We start from the raw sequence: 16,432 nt of genomic DNA, 5'->3' as shown, positions 1-16,432 counted from the left end.
CACGACGTTCGGCCTCGGCACGGGCCGCGGCGGCCTGGCGCTCGGCCTCGCGACGGGCGGCCTCCTCGGCGGCGCGGCGTTCCGCCTCAAGACGCGCGGCCTCTTCGGCGGCGCGACGCTCGGCCTCGGCACGGGCCTCGGGGTCGAGCCGTTCGCGCACCTCCTGGACCCGGGCGCTCAGCGCCGGGTCGCCGAGCACGCTGGCCTGGACCACACGCGGGCGATCACCACCGTTGCTCGTGTCCTGGGTGAAGCGCACCCCGACGAACAACAACAGCACGAACAGCAGATGCAGCCCCAGCGACCAGTAGAGCGCCCCGGGGTCACGCCGCAGGATCTGCCACATGGTCAGGGTCCGTCATGCTCCGGCGGCAGGGTGATGAGTCCGACCTCGGCGGCCCCAGCGGCCTGTGCGATCACCATCGCGTTGACCACCCGGCCATAGTCGACGGCGCTGTCACCCTTGACCAACACCGGTGTCTGCGGGGCGTAGTTGAGCACCTTGCTGATGCGCTCGAACAGCGCCTCCTCACTCACAGCCTGCTCGCGCTCTTCACCGAGGTCGACATAATAGTCGCCGAACTGATCGACACTGATCACCACCGAGTCGCCGCTCTCCGAGGTAACGGCCCCGGCCTGGGCGCGCGGCAGATTGACCTTGACCCCCATGGTGATCATCGGGGCGGTGACCATGAAGATGACCAGCAGCACCAGCATCACGTCGATATAGGGAACGACGTTGATCTCGGCCACCAAGCGGCGGCGGCTGCGACTGCGCGCACGTCTGCTCAAGGTTCGAATGCTCCCGGGGGCTCAGCCCCGCCCCTGACGTTGCAGCAAGGTCGAGAACTCTTCCATGAACTCCTCGTAGCGGTTGCTGAGGCGCTCGACCTGATCGGTATAACGGTTGTAGGCGACCACCGCGGGGATGGCGGCGAACAACCCGATGGCGGTGGCGATCAGCGCCTCGGAGATGCCCGGCGCGACCAGCGCCAGGGTCGCCTGCTCGACGTTACCGAGGGCATGGAAGGCCTGCATGATGCCCCAGACGGTGCCGAACAGTCCGACATAGGGGCTGATCGAGCCGACCGTAGCGAGGAAGGCGAGATTGCTCTCGAGCCGGTCGAGTTCACGGCTGAGCGCCACGCGCATCGCCCGTTCGGTGGCCTGCAGCACGGTCATCGGGTCGGTGCCGGCGGCCTTGCGCATGCGCACGTACTCTTTGAATCCGGCCCGAAAGATCACCGCCAACCCACGCGCCCCACGCCCGTCCTGGCCCAGTTCCTTATAGAGGGTGCTGAGGTCGCCACCGCTCCAGAAGCGCTCCTCGAAGGCGTCGGCGAGCTTGCGCGCACGGCCGAGCACCCGCGCGCGGTCGATGATCATGGTCCAGGAGACAACCGAGGCGAGCACTAGGATCAACAGCACCAGCTGCACCACCAGGCTCGCCTGCATCACCAGGGTCAACAGTGACAGATCAGAGGTCATGATGTCTCACTCCGCCACCGATCGGCGAATGTCGGCGAGCAGCCCCGCCGGGATGCGTGTCGGCTGCATCGCCTCGGGCGCGGCATCGATACAGCCGACCTTGACCGTACTGCGACAGCAGAGTTCGCCATCGGCCTCGCGCAGCAGGTCCTGGGCGAACGTCATACTCGCACCGCCGATCCGGGTGAGCCGGGTATGGACATTGAGCCGGTCGTTGAAACGCGCTGGGGCGAGATACTCGATATCGACACGCCGTACCACGAACAACACCCCCTCGCGTGCGCGCAGTTCATCTTGCTCGTAGCCGAGCGCACGCAACCATTCGGTGCGCGCACGCTCGAAGAAGCGGAGATAATTCGCATAGAAGACCACGCCGGCGGCGTCGGTATCCTCGTAATAGACACGGATCGGCCAGATGAAGCCGGGCTGGGCGGGTTGGCTGGATGTGGACACGGGACTCGAAATCACCGGATGGCTTGATTCTCAAGGACCGGCAGTGTATCGAAAACCGTCGCATCCGGCATCCCGCAGCCGTCGCCGGCGACCGGCGCAATCGTCCACCATCCATCCGCAAGGAGTCATCATGTCCATCCTCTCGCGCCTCCAGGGCCGACGCGGCGAGCACCTCGTGGTGCTGCAGTTCGTGCTCTTCTTCGGTTTCATCCTCACCCCGAGCTGGAACCCCTGGCTCACCCCCGGCATCCTGGAGGCGATGGCGCCGCTGCGCTGGGCGGTACTGATCGCGCTCGGCACCTTCGCCCTGGTGCTCGGCGCCGTCGGCTCGATGCACATCCGCGACTACCTCACCCCACTGCCCTACCCGGTCGAGCACAACCAACTGGTCCAACACGGGGTCTATGCCCTGGTGCGCCACCCGCTCTACAGCAGCCAGCTGTTCGCCGCGCTCGCCTGGGTGCTGTTCAGCCTCAGCCTGACGCATCTGGCGATCCTGGTCATCGGCTTCCTGTTCTTCGACTACAAGGCCGGCAAGGAGGAAGGCTGGCTGCGCGAGCGCCACCCCGAGTACGCCGATTATGCCCGCCGGGTGAGCAAGTTCATCCCCTGGATCTATTGATCCGTCGCCGGACGCTCGGCACTGGCGAGCACGTAGTCGAGCCCGGCGAACACGGTCTCGGGCTCGAGCCACAGCCCGAAGCGCACCGCCGTGCGCAACGCCGGCGGCAGGGTCGAGAGCCGCTCGGGGTTGGCGCGCAGATAGGCGTGCAGCGGGGCATAAACCTGCTCGCGGATCGACTCGACCTCGACCCCGGTGAAGCCGCAGGCGCGCAACCGCTCGGCGTATTCAGCGCGCGGATAGGCGTTCGCCGTCGGGATCGCGAACTTGGTGGCGACCTCGCGCCACGACCACCGCTGCGCCAGCCGCCGCGACCAACGCTCGGCCGGTGCCAGCGGCAGGATGTCGGCGAGCACCAGCCGACCGCCCGGGCGCAGCAGCCGCAGCGCCTCGGCGAAGAAGCGCTCACGGGTGCGGAAGTGGAAGGCGCACTCGAGCGCGACGACGATATCGAATGACCCCGGCTCGAACCCCGGCTCGGTGGCCGAGCCCTGGCGCAGATCGATACGCGCCGTCTCGCCGGCGGCGGCCACCCGCTCGCGCGCCAGCGCCACCTGCGAGCCGGTGACGTTGAGCCCGACGATGGCCTCGGGGCCAAAGGTCCGCATCCACTGCAGATCCTGTTCGCCGAAACCGAAGCCGAGATCGAGCACCCGCTTGCCCGGCGCCATCCCGGCGCGCACGCCGACCAGATCGACCAGGGCGCGACAGGCGGCGTCGAGCTCGTCGGCCTCGGCCCAGTAGCCGAGGTTGAGATAGTGCCCGCCGGCGGCCGGCGAGTCGGTGCCGAGTAGGTCGTAGACGGCGCTCACCGGCAGCCGGCGCAGCGGGTTGTAGATCCAATCGAGCAGCGCAAGCGCGCGGCGCGGTGGGTTACGGGTCATCCAAAGACTCCTCGATCGCAGCGGCGATCCATTCATTTCGATGCCGCGCCGCCAGTGGCGGCGCATCGGGGGCGGGCGGCGCGCGGCTCAGAGCTGCTCGCGCGGCGCCTCGCAGTGAGTGCCGACACAGCGATAGACCCGCGGACGCGGCCCGGGTGCCATGGCCGCGAGCAGCGGTGGCAGCGACTCGGCCTCATCGGGGATGGCAAACACCAACCGATCGGCGCGATAGCCGCGCTGCGCCTCGCGCCGCCAGCCCGCCAGCAGCGCGTCACTGGCGCGGATCACCAACTGCTCGGGCGGATCGAGCCATTCATCAAGGGCGCAGAGCAGGGTGGCGTGGGCGTGGGGCAGCCGACGCATCGCGGGCGCGGCCAGGTACAGCGTGCCCTCGGCGGCGGCGAGATAGCGCGGCTCGCCGATCAGGTGACCGAGACGCTGCAGCGCCAGCGCCGCGACCCCGTTGCCCGCAGGCAGGGTCTCGTCGGCGAGCGGCTTGGTGCGATGGATCAGGGACTCGTGATCATGCGCGGTGAACCAGAAGCCTCCACCCTCGGGGTCGTGGAAGCGCGCGAGCAGGGTCTCGGCCAGCTCGATGGCGAACGCCAGGTCGGCGCTCGACCAGCGCGTCTGCAGCAGATCGAGCAACGCGGCGAGCAGCAGGGCATGATCGTCGAGGTAGGCGTCGACGTCGGCACGACCATCGCGATAGCTCGCCAGCAACCGTCCCTCACGCCACAACCGCGCACGCACACAGCCGAGCGCCTGCTCGGCCGACTCCAGGTAATCGTCGCGTTCGAGCACCCGCGCGGCACGGGCCATGGCACCAATCATCAGCGCGTTCCAGGCACCGAGCACCTTGTCGTCACAGCCCGGGTGCACCCGCTGCTCACGGGCGGCGAACAGGGTGGCACGCGCTGCGCCGAGCAGCGAGCGCACCTGCTCCAGGGTCAGCCCCTGGGCGGCGGCCACCGCCGCTGGGGTGAGATGGCCGTGCAGGTGCCAGCGGCCCTCGAAGTTCGGCGGCCGGTCGAGTCCGTAGACGGCGGCGAAGGGGCGATACTCCGCCTCGGGCAGCAGCGCCCGGACCTGCTCGCGCTCCCACAGATAGAAGCGCCCTTCCTCGCCCTCGCTGTCGGCATCCAGGCTCGAGTAATACCCCCCCTCGGGCGATTGCATCTCGCGCAGTACCCAGTCGGCGGTGGACTCGGCGGCGTTGCGAAACACCTGCTCGCCGGTACAGGCGTAGAGATCGCAGCAGAGCGCGAGCAGCGCGGCATTGTCGTAGAGCATCTTCTCGAAGTGCGGGATCATCCACTGACCATCGACCGCGTAGCGACAGAAGCCGCCGCCGAGCTGATCGTTGAGACCGCCGCGGATCATCCGCTCGAGACTGACGCGGGCCATCTCCAACGGCCCGGGCGCGTCCTCGCCGGGGCGATCGCCGCGCGCCGCGCAGCGCAACAGCAGCGCCAGCTCCGGGGTATGCGGGAATTTGGGTGCCCCCCCGAAACCGCCGTGCTCGGGGTCGAAGCTCACCGCGAGCTGGTTGAGGGCCGCACCGATCAGGGCACGCTCGGGCAGCTGCACGCCGCGTTCGGGCTCGAGGGCGACGAGCGCCTCGACCAGGCTCTCGCCCTGCTGGTGGATCTTGTCGCGTTGTTCGCGGTAGGCGCGTTCGACCCCGGCGAGCAGCTGGGTGAAGGCCGGCAGGCCGTGGCGTGGCGTCGGCGGGAAATAGGTCCCGGCGAAGAAGGGGCGTAGATCCTCAGGCGCGAGGAAGACGGTCAGTGGCCAACCGCCACCACGGCCGTTGAGCAGCTGATGGGCGCGCTGATAGAGCCCGTCGAGGTCGGGGCGCTGCTCGCGATCGACCTTGATGTTGACGAAGGCGCGATTCATCAGCGCTGCGACCTCGGGGTCGGCGAAGGACTCGTGTGCCATCACGTGGCACCAGTGACAGGCCGAGTAGCCGATCGAGAGCAGGATCGGCCGATCCTGCTCTCGCGCACACGCCAACGCCTCGTCGCACCAGGGCCACCAGTCGACGGGGTTGTCGGCGTGTTGCTGGAGATAGGGACTGATGGCCCCATCGAGACGGTTACGACCGCCAGCGGCGGGGGGCGTGACGCTCGGCATGGGCTTACCTCTACATGGTCTGTCGCGATCGTTGAGCGAACGGATCCGGGGGCTGTCTCTCAACAGTGGGACCGCGACCTCGACCTTTCCATGGCAGCTCGCGTCAGCGACGCTTCTGGTAGGCTTGAGGGTCGATGCGCGCGCACGGGCCGCGCCAGTGCCCGATCGGGCACGGACACACCACCGGGCGACGGCGCGGATGCCATCATCCAGACATGCCGACGACCACCAGAGAACGGGTAGACCTGCAACGATGAATCCCCAACCCATCCTGCTGCGCAAGGACCAGGAACGCCGACTGCTCGCCGGCCACTGTTGGATCTACAGCAACGAAATCGACACCAAGGCGACCCCGCTCAAGCAACTCGAGCCCGGCCAGGCCGTCGACATCCTCAGTAACCGCGAGCGTTGGCTCGGCCACGGTTATGCCAATCCCCACTCGCTGATCTGCGCTCGTCTGGTCAGCCGCAGCCCGGAGCAGCACCTCACCCCGGCGCTGTGGCTCCAGCGCATCCGCGACGCCCTGGCATTACGTGAGCGACTCTACGAGCGGCCTTACTACCGCCTGGTCTTCGGCGAGAGCGACGGACTGCCGGGATTGATCGTCGACCGCTACGGCGACCTGCTCAGTGTGCAGATCACCACCGCCGGGATGGAGCGGGTGCGCGCCGAGCTGCTCGCCGCGCTCGAGCAGGTGCTGCGCCCGCGTGCGATCGTATTGCGCAACGACACCGCGGTACGCGCGCTCGAAGGGCTCGAACAACGCGTCGAGATCGCCCTCGGCGAGCCGGCCGATACCCTGGTGCTCGACGAGGGCGGACTGGCGTTCGAGGTCGCACCGCTGTCCGGGCAGAAGACCGGCTGGTTCTTCGATCAGGCCGAGAACCGCCAGCGGCTCGCCCGCTACGGGGTCGGCGAACGCGTGCTCGACGTCTGCAGCTATGTCGGCGCCTGGAGCCTGCGCGCGGCACACCTCGGCGCCCGCCAGGTCACCACCGTCGACGCCTCGGCCAGCGCCCTCGAACGGGTCGCGGCCAATGCCGCGCGCAACGGCCTGGCCGATCGTATCCGACCGCTGCAGGGCGATGCCTTCGAGGTGCTGCGCGAGCTACGCGATCAGGGTGCGCGCTTCGATACCGTGATCCTCGACCCACCGGCCTTCATCAAGCGCCGCAAGGACGAGAAGGACGGCACCCAGGCCTATCAGCGCCTCAATCGCCTGGGCCTGGAGCTGCTCGAACCGGGTGGGCTCCTGGTCACCGCCTCGTGTTCCTTCCACATGGGTCGCGACGGCTTCCAGCGTACCGTACAACAGGCCGCGCGCAAGAGCGCGCGCAGCCTGCAGCTGCTCGAGCTCGGTCAGCAAGGCCCGGACCACCCGGTCCATCCGGCGATCCCCGAGACCGCCTATCTCAAGACCTTGTTCATGCGTGCCCTGCCCCACTTCTGAGCGGCCCTCGGCGGCGCCGCGCAAGGCTGTGCGTGGCGTCGAAAAGCGCTGTGAATAAGACACCGCCTTGCTTAGAATCCAAACGCACACACCCTATAAGTTCATATCGACACGCCACCACCAGGACCCAGCGATGCCGCGCGATGCCTCGTGTCCCCCGCCAGCCTGTACCGGGCCGCGCCCACACGCGCCCCATACACACCGAGCGTGGCTGACGCTGTTGATCCTGGTCCTCCTCGCCGGCTGCGCCAGCGCCCCTCAACCAGAGCTGGCCGACCGCGTGGTGGTGCACAAGTCCAGCCGCACCCTCGAGCTGTGGCACGGCCAGACCCTGCTACGCAGCTATCGTGTCGCCCTCGGCGGCGCCCCGGTGGGGCACAAGTTCCGCTCCGGCGACGAGCGCACCCCGATCGGCGACTATGTGCTCGACTGGCGCAACCCACACAGCAACTTCCACAAGTCCATCCATATCTCCTACCCCAATGCGCGCGACCGCGCCACCGCACGGGCACTCGGCTACGATCCCGGCGGGATGATCATGATCCACGGCCAGCCCAACCATATCCGCTCCGAACGGGTGCGACGCGAATACGCGACACGCGACTGGACCGACGGCTGCATTGCGGTCCAGGACCACGAGATGGACGAGATCTGGCGCATGGTGCGTGACGGCACGCCGATCCGCATCCTGCCGTGAGTCGAGAGATGATGGAATTCAACGAGGACCTGGAGACCTCGGCCGACTACCTGCGCAAGGCCATCCCCCTGATGGTTCAGCGCGGGATCCCCCCGACCCCTTACAACTATGCCCTGTGGTATGCCCACGTCCAGGGACTCAACCCCGAGCTCAGCCGCGAGCTGCTCGCCGAGTTCCCAGTCGGCGGGAGCTACAGCGCACAGAAGAGCGAGTCGCTGTTCTTCAAGTACTTCATCAAGAACTACCTGCCCAACAGCCCCAAGGCGCAGAACCTGCTCGTCAGCCTGGTCGCTCAGCTCGCCCGCGCCGTCGCCAAGAATATCGCCGGATCACAACAGTATGGCGATTCGCTGCGCGAGGCCCGCCAGATCCTCGATCAGGCCTCCGACCCGAGCCTGATCCAAGAGACGCTCTCGCAGCTGCTCACCGACACCCGCGCCGTCGAGGGCATGCACCAGGAATTCCAGGGCGAGCTGCAATCGGCCCGCGACGAGGTCGAGCTGCTCAAACAGGAACTGGCCCGCACCCAACAACGCGCGCTGGTCGATGCCCTGACCAATATCCCCAACCGTCGCGCCTTCGACCACGCCCTGCTACGCGCCCTGCAGGACGAGGAAACACCGACCTGCCTCCTGCTACTCGACCTCGATCACTTCAAACAATGCAACGACACCTTCGGTCACCTGATGGGCGACCGGGTATTGCAGATCACCGGTCAACTGCTCGGCGAATCACGCAACGAGCAGATCTTCGTCGCGCGCTATGGCGGGGAGGAGTTCGCGGCCATCGTCCGCGGCGACCTGGAGACGGCGATACAGCTCGCCGAGCGCATCCGCAAACAGGTCTCTGCGATCCGCTTCCGACAGAAGCCGCCGGCCTGCGGGGTGGGAACGGTGACCGCCTCGGTAGGGGTGGTCGAGGCGCGCACGCACGAACGCCCCGATGAGCTGATCGAACGCGCCGACCGGGCACTCTATCGTGCCAAGTCGGCGGGACGCGATCAGGTCGTGGTGGGAGAGGCGCCGGCGGCGGGATGAGCCTCCCCGGCCACGCCGGTCGGCGTGGACAGGGAGGCTGGGCAGGGTCAGATACGGAAGCGTCCGACCAGGTCCTCGAGCGCAGCGGCGAGCTTGGCCAGCCGGTCCGAGGCGTCGGTGGTCTGCTTGGCACCCTCGGCGTTGCGATCGGAGACGTCAGAGATGGAGGTCACGTTGCGGTTGATCTCCTCGGCCACCGCGCTCTGTTCCTCGGCCGCGCTCGCCACTAGGGTGTTGACATCGTTGATGGTGCCAACGGCCTGGGTAATGGCGTTGAGAGCAGTCTCGGCCTCGGCGGCGCTCTCGCGACTGAGCTGGGCGTGGTCACGACTCTCGTCCATCACGCTCACCGCACGCCGGCTGGCCTGCTGCAGGCGCTCGATCATCGCCTGGATCTCCTGGGTGGAGTTCTGGGTGCGATTGGCGAGGTTGCGCACCTCGTCGGCGACCACCGCGAAGCCACGCCCGGCCTCGCCGGCACGGGCCGCCTCGATCGCGGCATTGAGCGCAAGCAGATTCGTCTGTTCGGCGATACCGCGGATGACATCGAGGACCTTACCGATCTCGTCGCTGTCGGCACCGAGGTCGCGGATCACCGTCGAGGCGTCCTGGATCTCCTCGGCGAGCTGTTCGATGCGCTGCATGGTCCCGGAGACCACGTTCATGCCCGCCTGCGCCGCCTCGTTGGCCTCACGCGTAGCCTCGGCGCCTTGCTGGGCGTTCTGCGCCATGTCCTGCGCCGTGGCACTCATCTCGTTCATGGCCGTGGCCATCTGATCGACCTCGGAACGCTGCCGACGGCAGCCCGAGTCGGTGATCTCGGTGATCGATTCGAGATCGCGCGCGGCCTGGGTCAGTTGCGTGGTCGAGTCGAGCACCCGGGCGATGAGATCACGGAAGTTGTCCATCATCGCGTTGAAGGCGCTCGAGGCCTGGCCGATCTCGTCACTACCCTTCACCGGTAGACGCCGGGTGAGGTCGCCATCACCGTCGGCGATACCGCGTAGCCCCATGGTCATCTGGCGCATCGGCCGAGTGACGAAACGCGAGGTGAAGACATAGAGCAGCAACAGCACCGGGAGGCTGAGCAGGGTGGCCACGGTGAAGATGTTGATACCGAAACGCTCAACACTGGCGTTGACGTCGTCGAGACTGATCTCCATGCTCACCGCGCCGAGCACCGAGTCGACCGGCGGCAACGAGTGACACATGGTGCAGTTCTTGCCGAGATAGTCCTCGCGCACGAAAACCGGTGCCACCGAACGCAGCACGCTGTGGTCCTCGGAGAGCTGCATATAGGATTCGCCGGTCTCGATCACCCGCCGCTCGACCTCATCGCGCGGCTGCTCCTCAGGGGTCCCCGGACCGTACTGATCGGCCACGCCGGGACCGCGCAGCACCCGCAGGTCGTTGAGGTTGCGCAGCTCGACGATCTGGTCGAGGAATTCTGCCCGCTGGGAGATGGTGCCGGTGATCATCAGGGTGGTGAGCCCCGCCATGGTCATCTCGTGGAGGGTGTCGGCGAAGGCCGCTGCCTGATCGATGGCGGTCTGGCGCTGCTCGTTGGCAGCCCAGAAGATCATCCCGGTCCAGGCCGGCACCAGGATCAGCCACATGGCGGCCATCAGGCGCACCCAGATCGGCAGGTCATTGATACGTCGCATGTCGGATACCTGTGAGTCCTCGTCAATGGCGGTCGAAATCGGCCATTCTGGTGCGCGCTATTTTTTGTGTGATCGCGACAAGGCACTCATGTGCCCGTGTCGAACGCCACGAGGCCATCCCCATCGGCAACCCCGTTCCTCGAGCCTCTCGTCCACGCTCACGGCCGGTCTCGGATTCCGAGCACCCCGTCCAGTCGAACCGTTTGGATCTCGTGCCGGCGCCCCAACCTCAGTCAACGGCGACCCCGGCCATACTCGAACACATTCAAACCCTCGCGCGATACGCGCCTTCCAGCAACGACCGACTCTGCACTCAACCCACAAAACCCGCAAGGCTGTACAGAGCGATGCTTGACAGCGATCAAGCAACCCTGGCGTCCTGTTTTTTTCTTCCAAAACTGTGAGATAGCTCACTTTGACGCCCACATGACACCAGACGTGTAGGCACAACTCTTGGAGATGACGAGCAGGCCAGCGCATCTGTTACCATTTCGCGCCTCGTCCACCTCCGATCAAGCCACCCCGATGCCCGCAGACGCCCCTCAACCGACCCCTCAGATGGTCGCCGCCGTCGACCTCGGCTCCAACAGCTTTCACATGATCGTCGCCCAGGTCGATGACGGTCACATGCGCATCACCGACCGGCTCAAGGAGATGGTCCGACTCGGCGCCGGACTGCGCCCCGACAAGCGTCTCGACCCCGAGGTCGAAGACCGCGCGATCGCCTGCCTGGAACGCTTCGGCCAGCGGCTGCGCAGCCTGCCGCCGGGCGCGGTCCGTGCCGTCGGCACCAACACGCTACGCCAGATCGCCCCCGAGAGTGGCTTCGTCGAGCGCGCCGAGACCGCGCTCGGACACCCGGTCGATGTCATCGCCGGACGCGAGGAGGCACGACTGATCTATCTTGGCGTCGCCCATGGCCTCGCCGCCGGCACCGAACGCCGCTTGGTCGTCGACATCGGCGGCGGTAGCACCGAGATCATCATCGGCATGGGCTTCGCCCCAAGGCTGCGCGAGAGCCTGCACATGGGCTGCGTGAGCATGTCACAGCGCTATTTCGCCGACGGCAAGATCAGCCCCCGGGCGATGGAGAAGGCGACGTTGGCCGGGGCACTCGAGGTCCGCCCGGTGCGCGAACTCTTTCGCCAACACCGCTGGCAGACCGCCGTCGGCACCTCCGGGACCATCCGCGCGATCGCCGCCGTGATACGCGCCGAGGGCTGGTGCGACGATGGCATCTCGGCCTCGGCGCTGACTCGATTACGTCAGACCATCGTCGCCCGCGGACGCGTCAGCGCGCTCGACTTCAAGGGGCTCTCGGACGAGCGACGGCCGGTGTTCGCCGGCGGGGTGGCGGTACTGTGCGCGGTCTTCGAGACCCTTGGCATCGAGCACCTGCAGGTCTGCGACTACGCCCTGCGCGAGGGACTGATCTATGAGATGGCCGGTCGCAACCAGCTCGAGGACGTGCGCGAGCGCACCGTCGCCACCCTCTCGCGCCAGTTCCAGATCGACCAGGCCCATGCCCAACGGGTACGTGCCAGCGCGCTCGACCTGCTGCGCCAACTCGCCGCCCCCTGGTCGCTGCAGGACCCGGCGCACGCGTTGATGCTCGGCTGGGCGGCACGGCTGCACGAGATCGGACTGCTGGTCGCCCACAGCCAGTACCAGAAGCACGGCGCCTACCTGTTGCGCAACGCCGACCTGCCCGGCTTCACCCACCGCGAACAGGCCGTGCTCGCCGCCCTAGTGCTCGGTCACCGACGCAAGTTCCCCACCCAGGAGATCCAGTCGTTGCCCAAATCGTTGCGTGAACGCACCGAGTGTCTCTGCCTGATCCTGCGCCTGGCGGTACTGATGCGCCGCGCCCGCTCCACCGAACCCAAGCCCTGCCCCGACATCGAGACCGCCGACCGCGCACTCACCCTGCACTTCCCGGCCGGTTGGCTCGACGCCCACCCGCTCAACCGCCTGGAGCTGGAGCAAGAGGCCGAGCGACTGACGACGGCCGGTTTCTCGCTGCGCTTTACCTGAGCCGGGCCGAGATCGCCCGCTCCACGCCCGAGCTTCCTGATAGAATCGATCCGCACCTTTTGTAGTAATCCATTGGAGGATATGGAACCCATGGCCGCTCTCTTTTCCGATGACTGGATGAAGCAGTTCAAAGATGCATGGAACGCCGAGCCCGAGGTGCGCGACCGGCTGGCCGAGATCGACTTCGATTCGGTGGTCTACTGCGGCTTCAAGAACGAGGACACGCCCCGCGGCCTGTTCGTGATCGAGAAGGGCGAGTGCGTGCGCGCCGGTGCCTGGAGTGAGAGCGAACCGGCCGCCAACTGGGACATGCGTGCCGATCTCAAGGACTGGCTGAAGTGGATCGAGAACGGTGTCGGCATGATGGGCCTGGGCACCGCCTTCGCCACCGGCAAGCTCAAGTTCCTGGTCGGCGACTACAAGGGCATGCTCAAGGATCCACGCATGGCCAACCCCTTCATCAAGTGCTTCGGCCTGATGCACCAGGTCGATACCGACGAGCTGAAGTAATTCAGTCCGGTGGGCACCACGCCCACCGCCCTCACCCGAGGGTATAGCCGGCGTCGACCTTGAGGGTCGCGCCGGTGATCAGGCGCGCCCGCGCCGAGGCGAGGAACTCCACCGCGTCGGCGACGTCCTCGGGGCGCACCACCTGCCCGCCCAACACATGACGCCGCGCCACCGTCTCGGCCATCAGCGCGCGCGCCTCGCCCCACATCTCTGAGTCGACCACCCCTGGGGCCACGCCGTTGACACGGATACCACGCTCGCCGAGGGCGAGCGCGAGGCGTTGGGTGAGCATGTCGAGCCCGGCCTTGCTGACCGAATAGCTGGTCGAGGTGCAGCTGGCGAAGGGATGCCCAGCACAGGCCGAGGAGAGATTGATGACCACGGGCGCGGTGCTGTGTTCGAGCAAGGCCGCGGCGCACTGGGTCAGGGCGAAGGGGGCGACCAGATTGACCTCCAGGGTCGCGCGCCATTGGTCGAGCTCGGCCTCCAGGGTGCCGGCGTCGAGGATCACCCCGGCATTGTTGACCAGCACGTCGAGACGCCCCTCACGCCTCCCGATCTCCTCGACCAAGTGCGCGCGAAAGGCCGCGTCAGTCGCATCCCCGACCAGCGCCAGCAAGCGCTCGCCAACGACCGCCTCGGGGTGCGCCGCGCGCAGCCGCGCCAGACGCTCGGGGTCGCGACCGAAGGTGTAGACCCGCGCGCCGAGTTCGAGAAAGCGCCCGACCAGCGCCGCGCCGATCCCCGAGGTGCCGCCGCTGACACAGACCACCCGTGGCGTCGGCGCGCTCATCGCTCGCGCTGCCCGAGGTTGGCGTGGATCAGGGCGCCGTTGAGCACCGGCGCGCCGGCGGCGAAGGCCACGGTCTCGGCGATCTCCTCGGGCTCGATCAGCCGATCAAAGGCACTCAGCCCGGTGATCGCCGCCAGGGTCTCGGCATTGCCGTCGATCACCCCGCGCAGCTGCTCGGTATCGGTAAAACCGGGACAGATCATGCAAGTATGGACGCCGCGCCCGGCCAGGTCCTGACAGGTCGCACGCATCATCCCGGCGAGCGCGTGCTTGGCGATGACATAGCTCGCCACCCCGGGCACCGCCTTCTCGGCCAGGGTCGAGCCGAGATAGATCACGCTCGAACCGGCCCCCATCCGCCCCAGCAGCAACCGGTTGAGGGTCGCGGCGGCCACCAGGTTGAGTTCGAGCACCGCGCGCAGGTGCTCGGCCTCGAGCGCATCGGCGCGATCGGCGTGCATCACCGAGGCGTTGTGCACCAGACACACCCGCTCGGCGTCGACGACCGCCGCCTGCAGCCGTTCGGCGCACTGCTCCAGCGCGCCGGGCACGGCCAGATCGCAGGCGAGATTGTCGACCCCCGCATCCGGGTTGGGGCGACGCGAGAGGTTGAGCACATCCCAGCCATCGACCAGAAAACGCGTGGCGATGGCGCGCCCGATCCCCGAGCTGGCGCCGGTGATGATCAATCGATTCATGCTGACTCCCAGGTTGAATAGGCCCACTGCCCGAGTCCCGACGAGACCCCTAGCTCGATACCGCGCACGTCGGCACCGATCAGCTCGGGGCGATCGCGCAGCCGCGCCAGCAGCAACTCGGCAAGCTCCTCGATGGTGACGTTGCGCAGCGGCAGCAGCAGCACGTCGCGCTCGAGAAAGGGGATGCGCTCGCGATCGAAGCAGGCGAACACCATGCCCTCGCCGCGCTCGATACGCAGGTACGGCGAGAGTTCGGGCAACAGCATGCGTTCGTCGAGGGCATCACACAGTTCGCGCAGCACGCGCTTGAGCACCACGTAGTCGAAGGTCATGCCATCGGCGCCGATCCCGGCGGTCACGGCACAGCGGACCCGAAAGTTATGTCCATGAAGGTTTTCACGCGCCACGGACGAGAAGATGGTGAAGTGTCCAGCGCTGAAATTCAGATATTCCTTGCTGATCTCGATGCGGGTCAGAGAATGCTTTGCCACTGCTTGGGGTCTCCGGCTCGTTGGCGTCGCGCGCCGTCCTCGGGTGATTGATCCATGGCCCATGTGGGGGCGGCGACGCGGAACACACCCGCGCCGCGCCAGCGCCCGGCGCTCTAGTGCCGAGCACGCCGCCACCACACCATGCCCGACCACAGCAGCAACGGCAACGACAGGGTCAGCACCGTAAGCTCGAAGACCGGCAGCAACCCCGAGCCGGTGGCACGCAGCGTCACATGGGTGAGATAGAGTGCGAAGGCGACCACGAGCAGCGCCCCGATCCGCCGCCCGAGCGCGATCCCGCTGCCAAACAGCGGGACACAGAACAGCACCACCGCAATCATGATCGGCAGATCGATCAACAGGGTCTCGCGCGAGATGGCGATGGTCTCGGGCGCGGCCAGGGCGCCGAGCCCGAGCACCGCGAGAATGTTGAACAGATTGCTGCCGAGCACATTGCCCACGGCGAGATCGCGATGACCGCGCAGACAGGCGATCACCGAGGTCACCACCTCCGGCAGCGAGGTACCGATGGCGACCACCGTCAGCCCAATCACCAGCTCACCGACCCCAAGCACCCGGGCAATGTCGACCGCCCCCATCACCAGCAAGCGGGCCCCGATCGCCAGCAACAACAACCCCACGACGAGCAGTGCGACCTGGCCGAGCAACCCCCAGGGCGAGCTTGGCGGCAAGGCCACTTCCTCGATCGCAGCCGCGGCGAGGCCCTCACCGCGGCCCTGGCGGATCGACCACACCAGATAGATCACCAGAGTCGCGAACAGCAACCCGCCGTCGAGCCGCCCCACCCCACCGTCGAGCGCCAGCACCCACAACGCGACCGAGGCGACGAGCACCAGCGGCAGGTCGACTCGCACCGCACGACGATGCACCACCAGCGGTGCGGTCAGGGCCGCCGCACCCAGCACCAGCAGGACGTTGGCGATGTTGCTGCCGACCACGTTGCCGACGGCCAGATCCGCAGCACCCGACCAGGCCGACTGCAAGGTCACCGCCAACTCTGGCGCACTGGTGCCGAACGAGACCACGGTCAGCCCCACCACCAGCGGGCTGATCCGCATCGCCGCCGCCAGCGCCGAGGCAGCCCGCACCAGCAACTCGCCACCACCGAGGAGGGTGACGAAGCCGGCCAGGATCAACAGCGCCGAGAGGATCGACTCATGCATCAGGGCTCCCTTCCCCTACATGGGGGACAGATTCGTTTCCACGAGGCTCGTGGGCACACCCTAACTGATCGAACCGGGCCGATGCCATCACGCCCCTCCCTCGCACCATCGAGTCGAGCCCGGGCAAGCGCCGAGCACGACGAGCACGCCCCGGAGGGTGCACCAAGAGGATGTGGAAAGCGGGCATCGCCCCCGCAAGCGCGGTAGGATGGTCGACGCGAACCCGGCGCCAACCCGTTGAGCACGCGACACAAAGCGTTCCGACGCAGGTCCCGCCGGGGCCGTGTC

Annotated in this window: 16 protein-coding genes and 1 pseudogene; 6 read left to right on the top strand and 11 right to left on the bottom strand. The window is 67.3% G+C overall.

Annotated features, from left to right (window positions below):
- From HF203_RS15095 to ybgC, 4 genes and pseudogenes are all read right to left on the bottom strand, one after another.
- Positions 1-346 (bottom strand): annotated as a pseudogene (locus tag HF203_RS15095) (cell envelope integrity protein TolA); the annotation flags it as partial.
- 2 nt (positions 347-348) lie between these two features.
- Positions 349-792: a protein TolR gene (tolR, locus tag HF203_RS15090; protein ID WP_168670920.1), complete on the bottom strand. Its 444-nt coding sequence runs from the start codon at positions 790-792 to the stop codon at positions 349-351.
- Positions 793-813: 21 nt separating this feature from the next.
- Positions 814-1,488: a protein TolQ gene (tolQ, locus tag HF203_RS15085; RefSeq protein WP_168670919.1), complete on the bottom strand. Its 675-nt coding sequence runs from the start codon at positions 1,486-1,488 to the stop codon at positions 814-816.
- Positions 1,489-1,494: 6 nt separating this feature from the next.
- Positions 1,495-1,941 (bottom strand): tol-pal system-associated acyl-CoA thioesterase, encoded by a 447-nt coding sequence (gene ybgC / locus HF203_RS15080; protein WP_168670918.1) that lies wholly within the window; start codon positions 1,939-1,941, stop codon positions 1,495-1,497.
- A gap of 130 nt (positions 1,942-2,071) precedes the next feature.
- On the opposite strand from ybgC, the gene HF203_RS15075 reads away from it, so the two are divergent.
- On the top strand, positions 2,072-2,563 hold the full coding sequence (locus tag HF203_RS15075; protein ID WP_168670917.1) for a methyltransferase family protein: 492 nt from the start codon (positions 2,072-2,074) through the stop codon (positions 2,561-2,563).
- Here the strand turns inward: HF203_RS15075 and HF203_RS15070 are convergent.
- On the bottom strand, positions 2,557-3,447 hold the full coding sequence (locus HF203_RS15070; protein ID WP_168670916.1) for an SAM-dependent methyltransferase: 891 nt from the start codon (positions 3,445-3,447) through the stop codon (positions 2,557-2,559). The two genes, HF203_RS15075 and HF203_RS15070, sit on opposite strands and share 7 nt — an antisense overlap.
- 87 nt (positions 3,448-3,534) lie before the next feature.
- A complete protein-coding gene (locus HF203_RS15065) occupies positions 3,535-5,586 on the bottom strand; it encodes a thioredoxin domain-containing protein (RefSeq protein ID WP_168670915.1) in 2,052 nt (683 codons plus the stop codon).
- A gap of 253 nt (positions 5,587-5,839) precedes the next feature.
- On the opposite strand from HF203_RS15065, the gene HF203_RS15060 reads away from it, so the two are divergent.
- From HF203_RS15060 to HF203_RS15050, 3 genes are all read left to right on the top strand, one after another.
- A complete protein-coding gene (locus HF203_RS15060; RefSeq protein WP_168670914.1) occupies positions 5,840-7,036 on the top strand; it encodes a class I SAM-dependent rRNA methyltransferase in 1,197 nt (398 codons plus the stop codon).
- Between the two features lie 220 nt (positions 7,037-7,256).
- Entirely contained in the window at positions 7,257-7,733 is a 477-nt protein-coding gene (locus HF203_RS15055) for a L,D-transpeptidase family protein (RefSeq protein WP_246221805.1), read from the top strand.
- An 8-nt stretch (positions 7,734-7,741) separates the two neighbouring features.
- Positions 7,742-8,770, top strand: coding sequence for a GGDEF domain-containing protein (locus HF203_RS15050; protein WP_168670912.1), 1,029 nt, complete (start codon positions 7,742-7,744; stop codon positions 8,768-8,770).
- A 47-nt stretch (positions 8,771-8,817) separates the two neighbouring features.
- Here HF203_RS15050 and HF203_RS15045 read toward each other — a convergent pair whose 3' ends face one another.
- The gene (locus HF203_RS15045) at positions 8,818-10,434 is read right to left on the bottom strand and encodes a methyl-accepting chemotaxis protein (protein ID WP_168670911.1); all 1,617 of its coding nucleotides are present in this window, start codon (positions 10,432-10,434) and stop codon (positions 8,818-8,820) included.
- Positions 10,435-10,959: 525 nt separating this feature from the next.
- Between HF203_RS15045 and HF203_RS15040 the strand changes: the two genes are divergently transcribed.
- On the top strand, positions 10,960-12,468 hold the full coding sequence (locus HF203_RS15040; protein WP_168670910.1) for a Ppx/GppA phosphatase family protein: 1,509 nt from the start codon (positions 10,960-10,962) through the stop codon (positions 12,466-12,468).
- Positions 12,469-12,558: 90 nt separating this feature from the next.
- Positions 12,559-12,978: an SCP2 sterol-binding domain-containing protein gene (locus tag HF203_RS15035; protein ID WP_168670909.1), complete on the top strand. Its 420-nt coding sequence runs from the start codon at positions 12,559-12,561 to the stop codon at positions 12,976-12,978.
- A 31-nt stretch (positions 12,979-13,009) separates the two neighbouring features.
- Here HF203_RS15035 and HF203_RS15030 read toward each other — a convergent pair whose 3' ends face one another.
- From HF203_RS15030 to HF203_RS15015, 4 genes are all read right to left on the bottom strand, one after another.
- On the bottom strand, positions 13,010-13,771 hold the full coding sequence (locus HF203_RS15030; RefSeq protein ID WP_168670908.1) for an SDR family NAD(P)-dependent oxidoreductase: 762 nt from the start codon (positions 13,769-13,771) through the stop codon (positions 13,010-13,012).
- Positions 13,768-14,469 (bottom strand): SDR family NAD(P)-dependent oxidoreductase, encoded by a 702-nt coding sequence (locus tag HF203_RS15025; protein ID WP_168670907.1) that lies wholly within the window; start codon positions 14,467-14,469, stop codon positions 13,768-13,770. Before HF203_RS15025 ends, HF203_RS15030 begins: the two co-directional genes overlap by 4 nt.
- Entirely contained in the window at positions 14,466-14,960 is a 495-nt protein-coding gene (locus HF203_RS15020; RefSeq protein WP_168670906.1) for a 6-carboxytetrahydropterin synthase, read from the bottom strand. The genes HF203_RS15025 and HF203_RS15020 overlap by 4 nt, the downstream gene beginning before the upstream one ends.
- A gap of 113 nt (positions 14,961-15,073) precedes the next feature.
- Positions 15,074-16,144 (bottom strand): calcium/sodium antiporter, encoded by a 1,071-nt coding sequence (locus HF203_RS15015; RefSeq protein WP_168670905.1) that lies wholly within the window; start codon positions 16,142-16,144, stop codon positions 15,074-15,076.
- Positions 16,145-16,432 lie beyond the last annotated feature (288 nt).

The organism is Marichromatium bheemlicum (assembly GCF_012276755.1).
Lineage (GTDB): Bacteria > Pseudomonadota > Gammaproteobacteria > Chromatiales > Chromatiaceae > Marichromatium > Marichromatium bheemlicum.
The sequence above is the reverse complement of the archived record's forward strand: the minus strand, read 5'-3'. Positions and strand labels throughout refer to the sequence as shown.

Excerpts from the sequence above, each read along its gene's own strand:
- tolQ (WP_168670919.1), bottom strand. The coding sequence starts at position 1,488 with ATGACCTCTGATCTGTCACTGTTGACCCTGGTGATGCAGGCGAGCCTG.
- HF203_RS15075 (WP_168670917.1), top strand. The coding sequence starts at position 2,072 with ATGTCCATCCTCTCGCGCCTCCAGGGCCGACGCGGCGAGCACCTCGTG.
- HF203_RS15070 (WP_168670916.1), bottom strand. The coding sequence starts at position 3,447 with ATGACCCGTAACCCACCGCGCCGCGCGCTTGCGCTGCTCGATTGGATC.
- HF203_RS15065 (WP_168670915.1), bottom strand. The coding sequence starts at position 5,586 with ATGCCGAGCGTCACGCCCCCCGCCGCTGGCGGTCGTAACCGTCTCGAT.
- HF203_RS15060 (WP_168670914.1), top strand. The coding sequence starts at position 5,840 with ATGAATCCCCAACCCATCCTGCTGCGCAAGGACCAGGAACGCCGACTG.
- HF203_RS15050 (WP_168670912.1), top strand. The coding sequence starts at position 7,742 with ATGATGGAATTCAACGAGGACCTGGAGACCTCGGCCGACTACCTGCGC.
- HF203_RS15045 (WP_168670911.1), bottom strand. The coding sequence starts at position 10,434 with ATGCGACGTATCAATGACCTGCCGATCTGGGTGCGCCTGATGGCCGCC.
- HF203_RS15040 (WP_168670910.1), top strand. The coding sequence starts at position 10,960 with ATGCCCGCAGACGCCCCTCAACCGACCCCTCAGATGGTCGCCGCCGTC.
- HF203_RS15035 (WP_168670909.1), top strand. The coding sequence starts at position 12,559 with ATGGCCGCTCTCTTTTCCGATGACTGGATGAAGCAGTTCAAAGATGCA.
- HF203_RS15030 (WP_168670908.1), bottom strand. The coding sequence starts at position 13,771 with ATGAGCGCGCCGACGCCACGGGTGGTCTGTGTCAGCGGCGGCACCTCG.
- HF203_RS15025 (WP_168670907.1), bottom strand. The coding sequence starts at position 14,469 with ATGAATCGATTGATCATCACCGGCGCCAGCTCGGGGATCGGGCGCGCC.
- HF203_RS15015 (WP_168670905.1), bottom strand. The coding sequence starts at position 16,144 with ATGCATGAGTCGATCCTCTCGGCGCTGTTGATCCTGGCCGGCTTCGTC.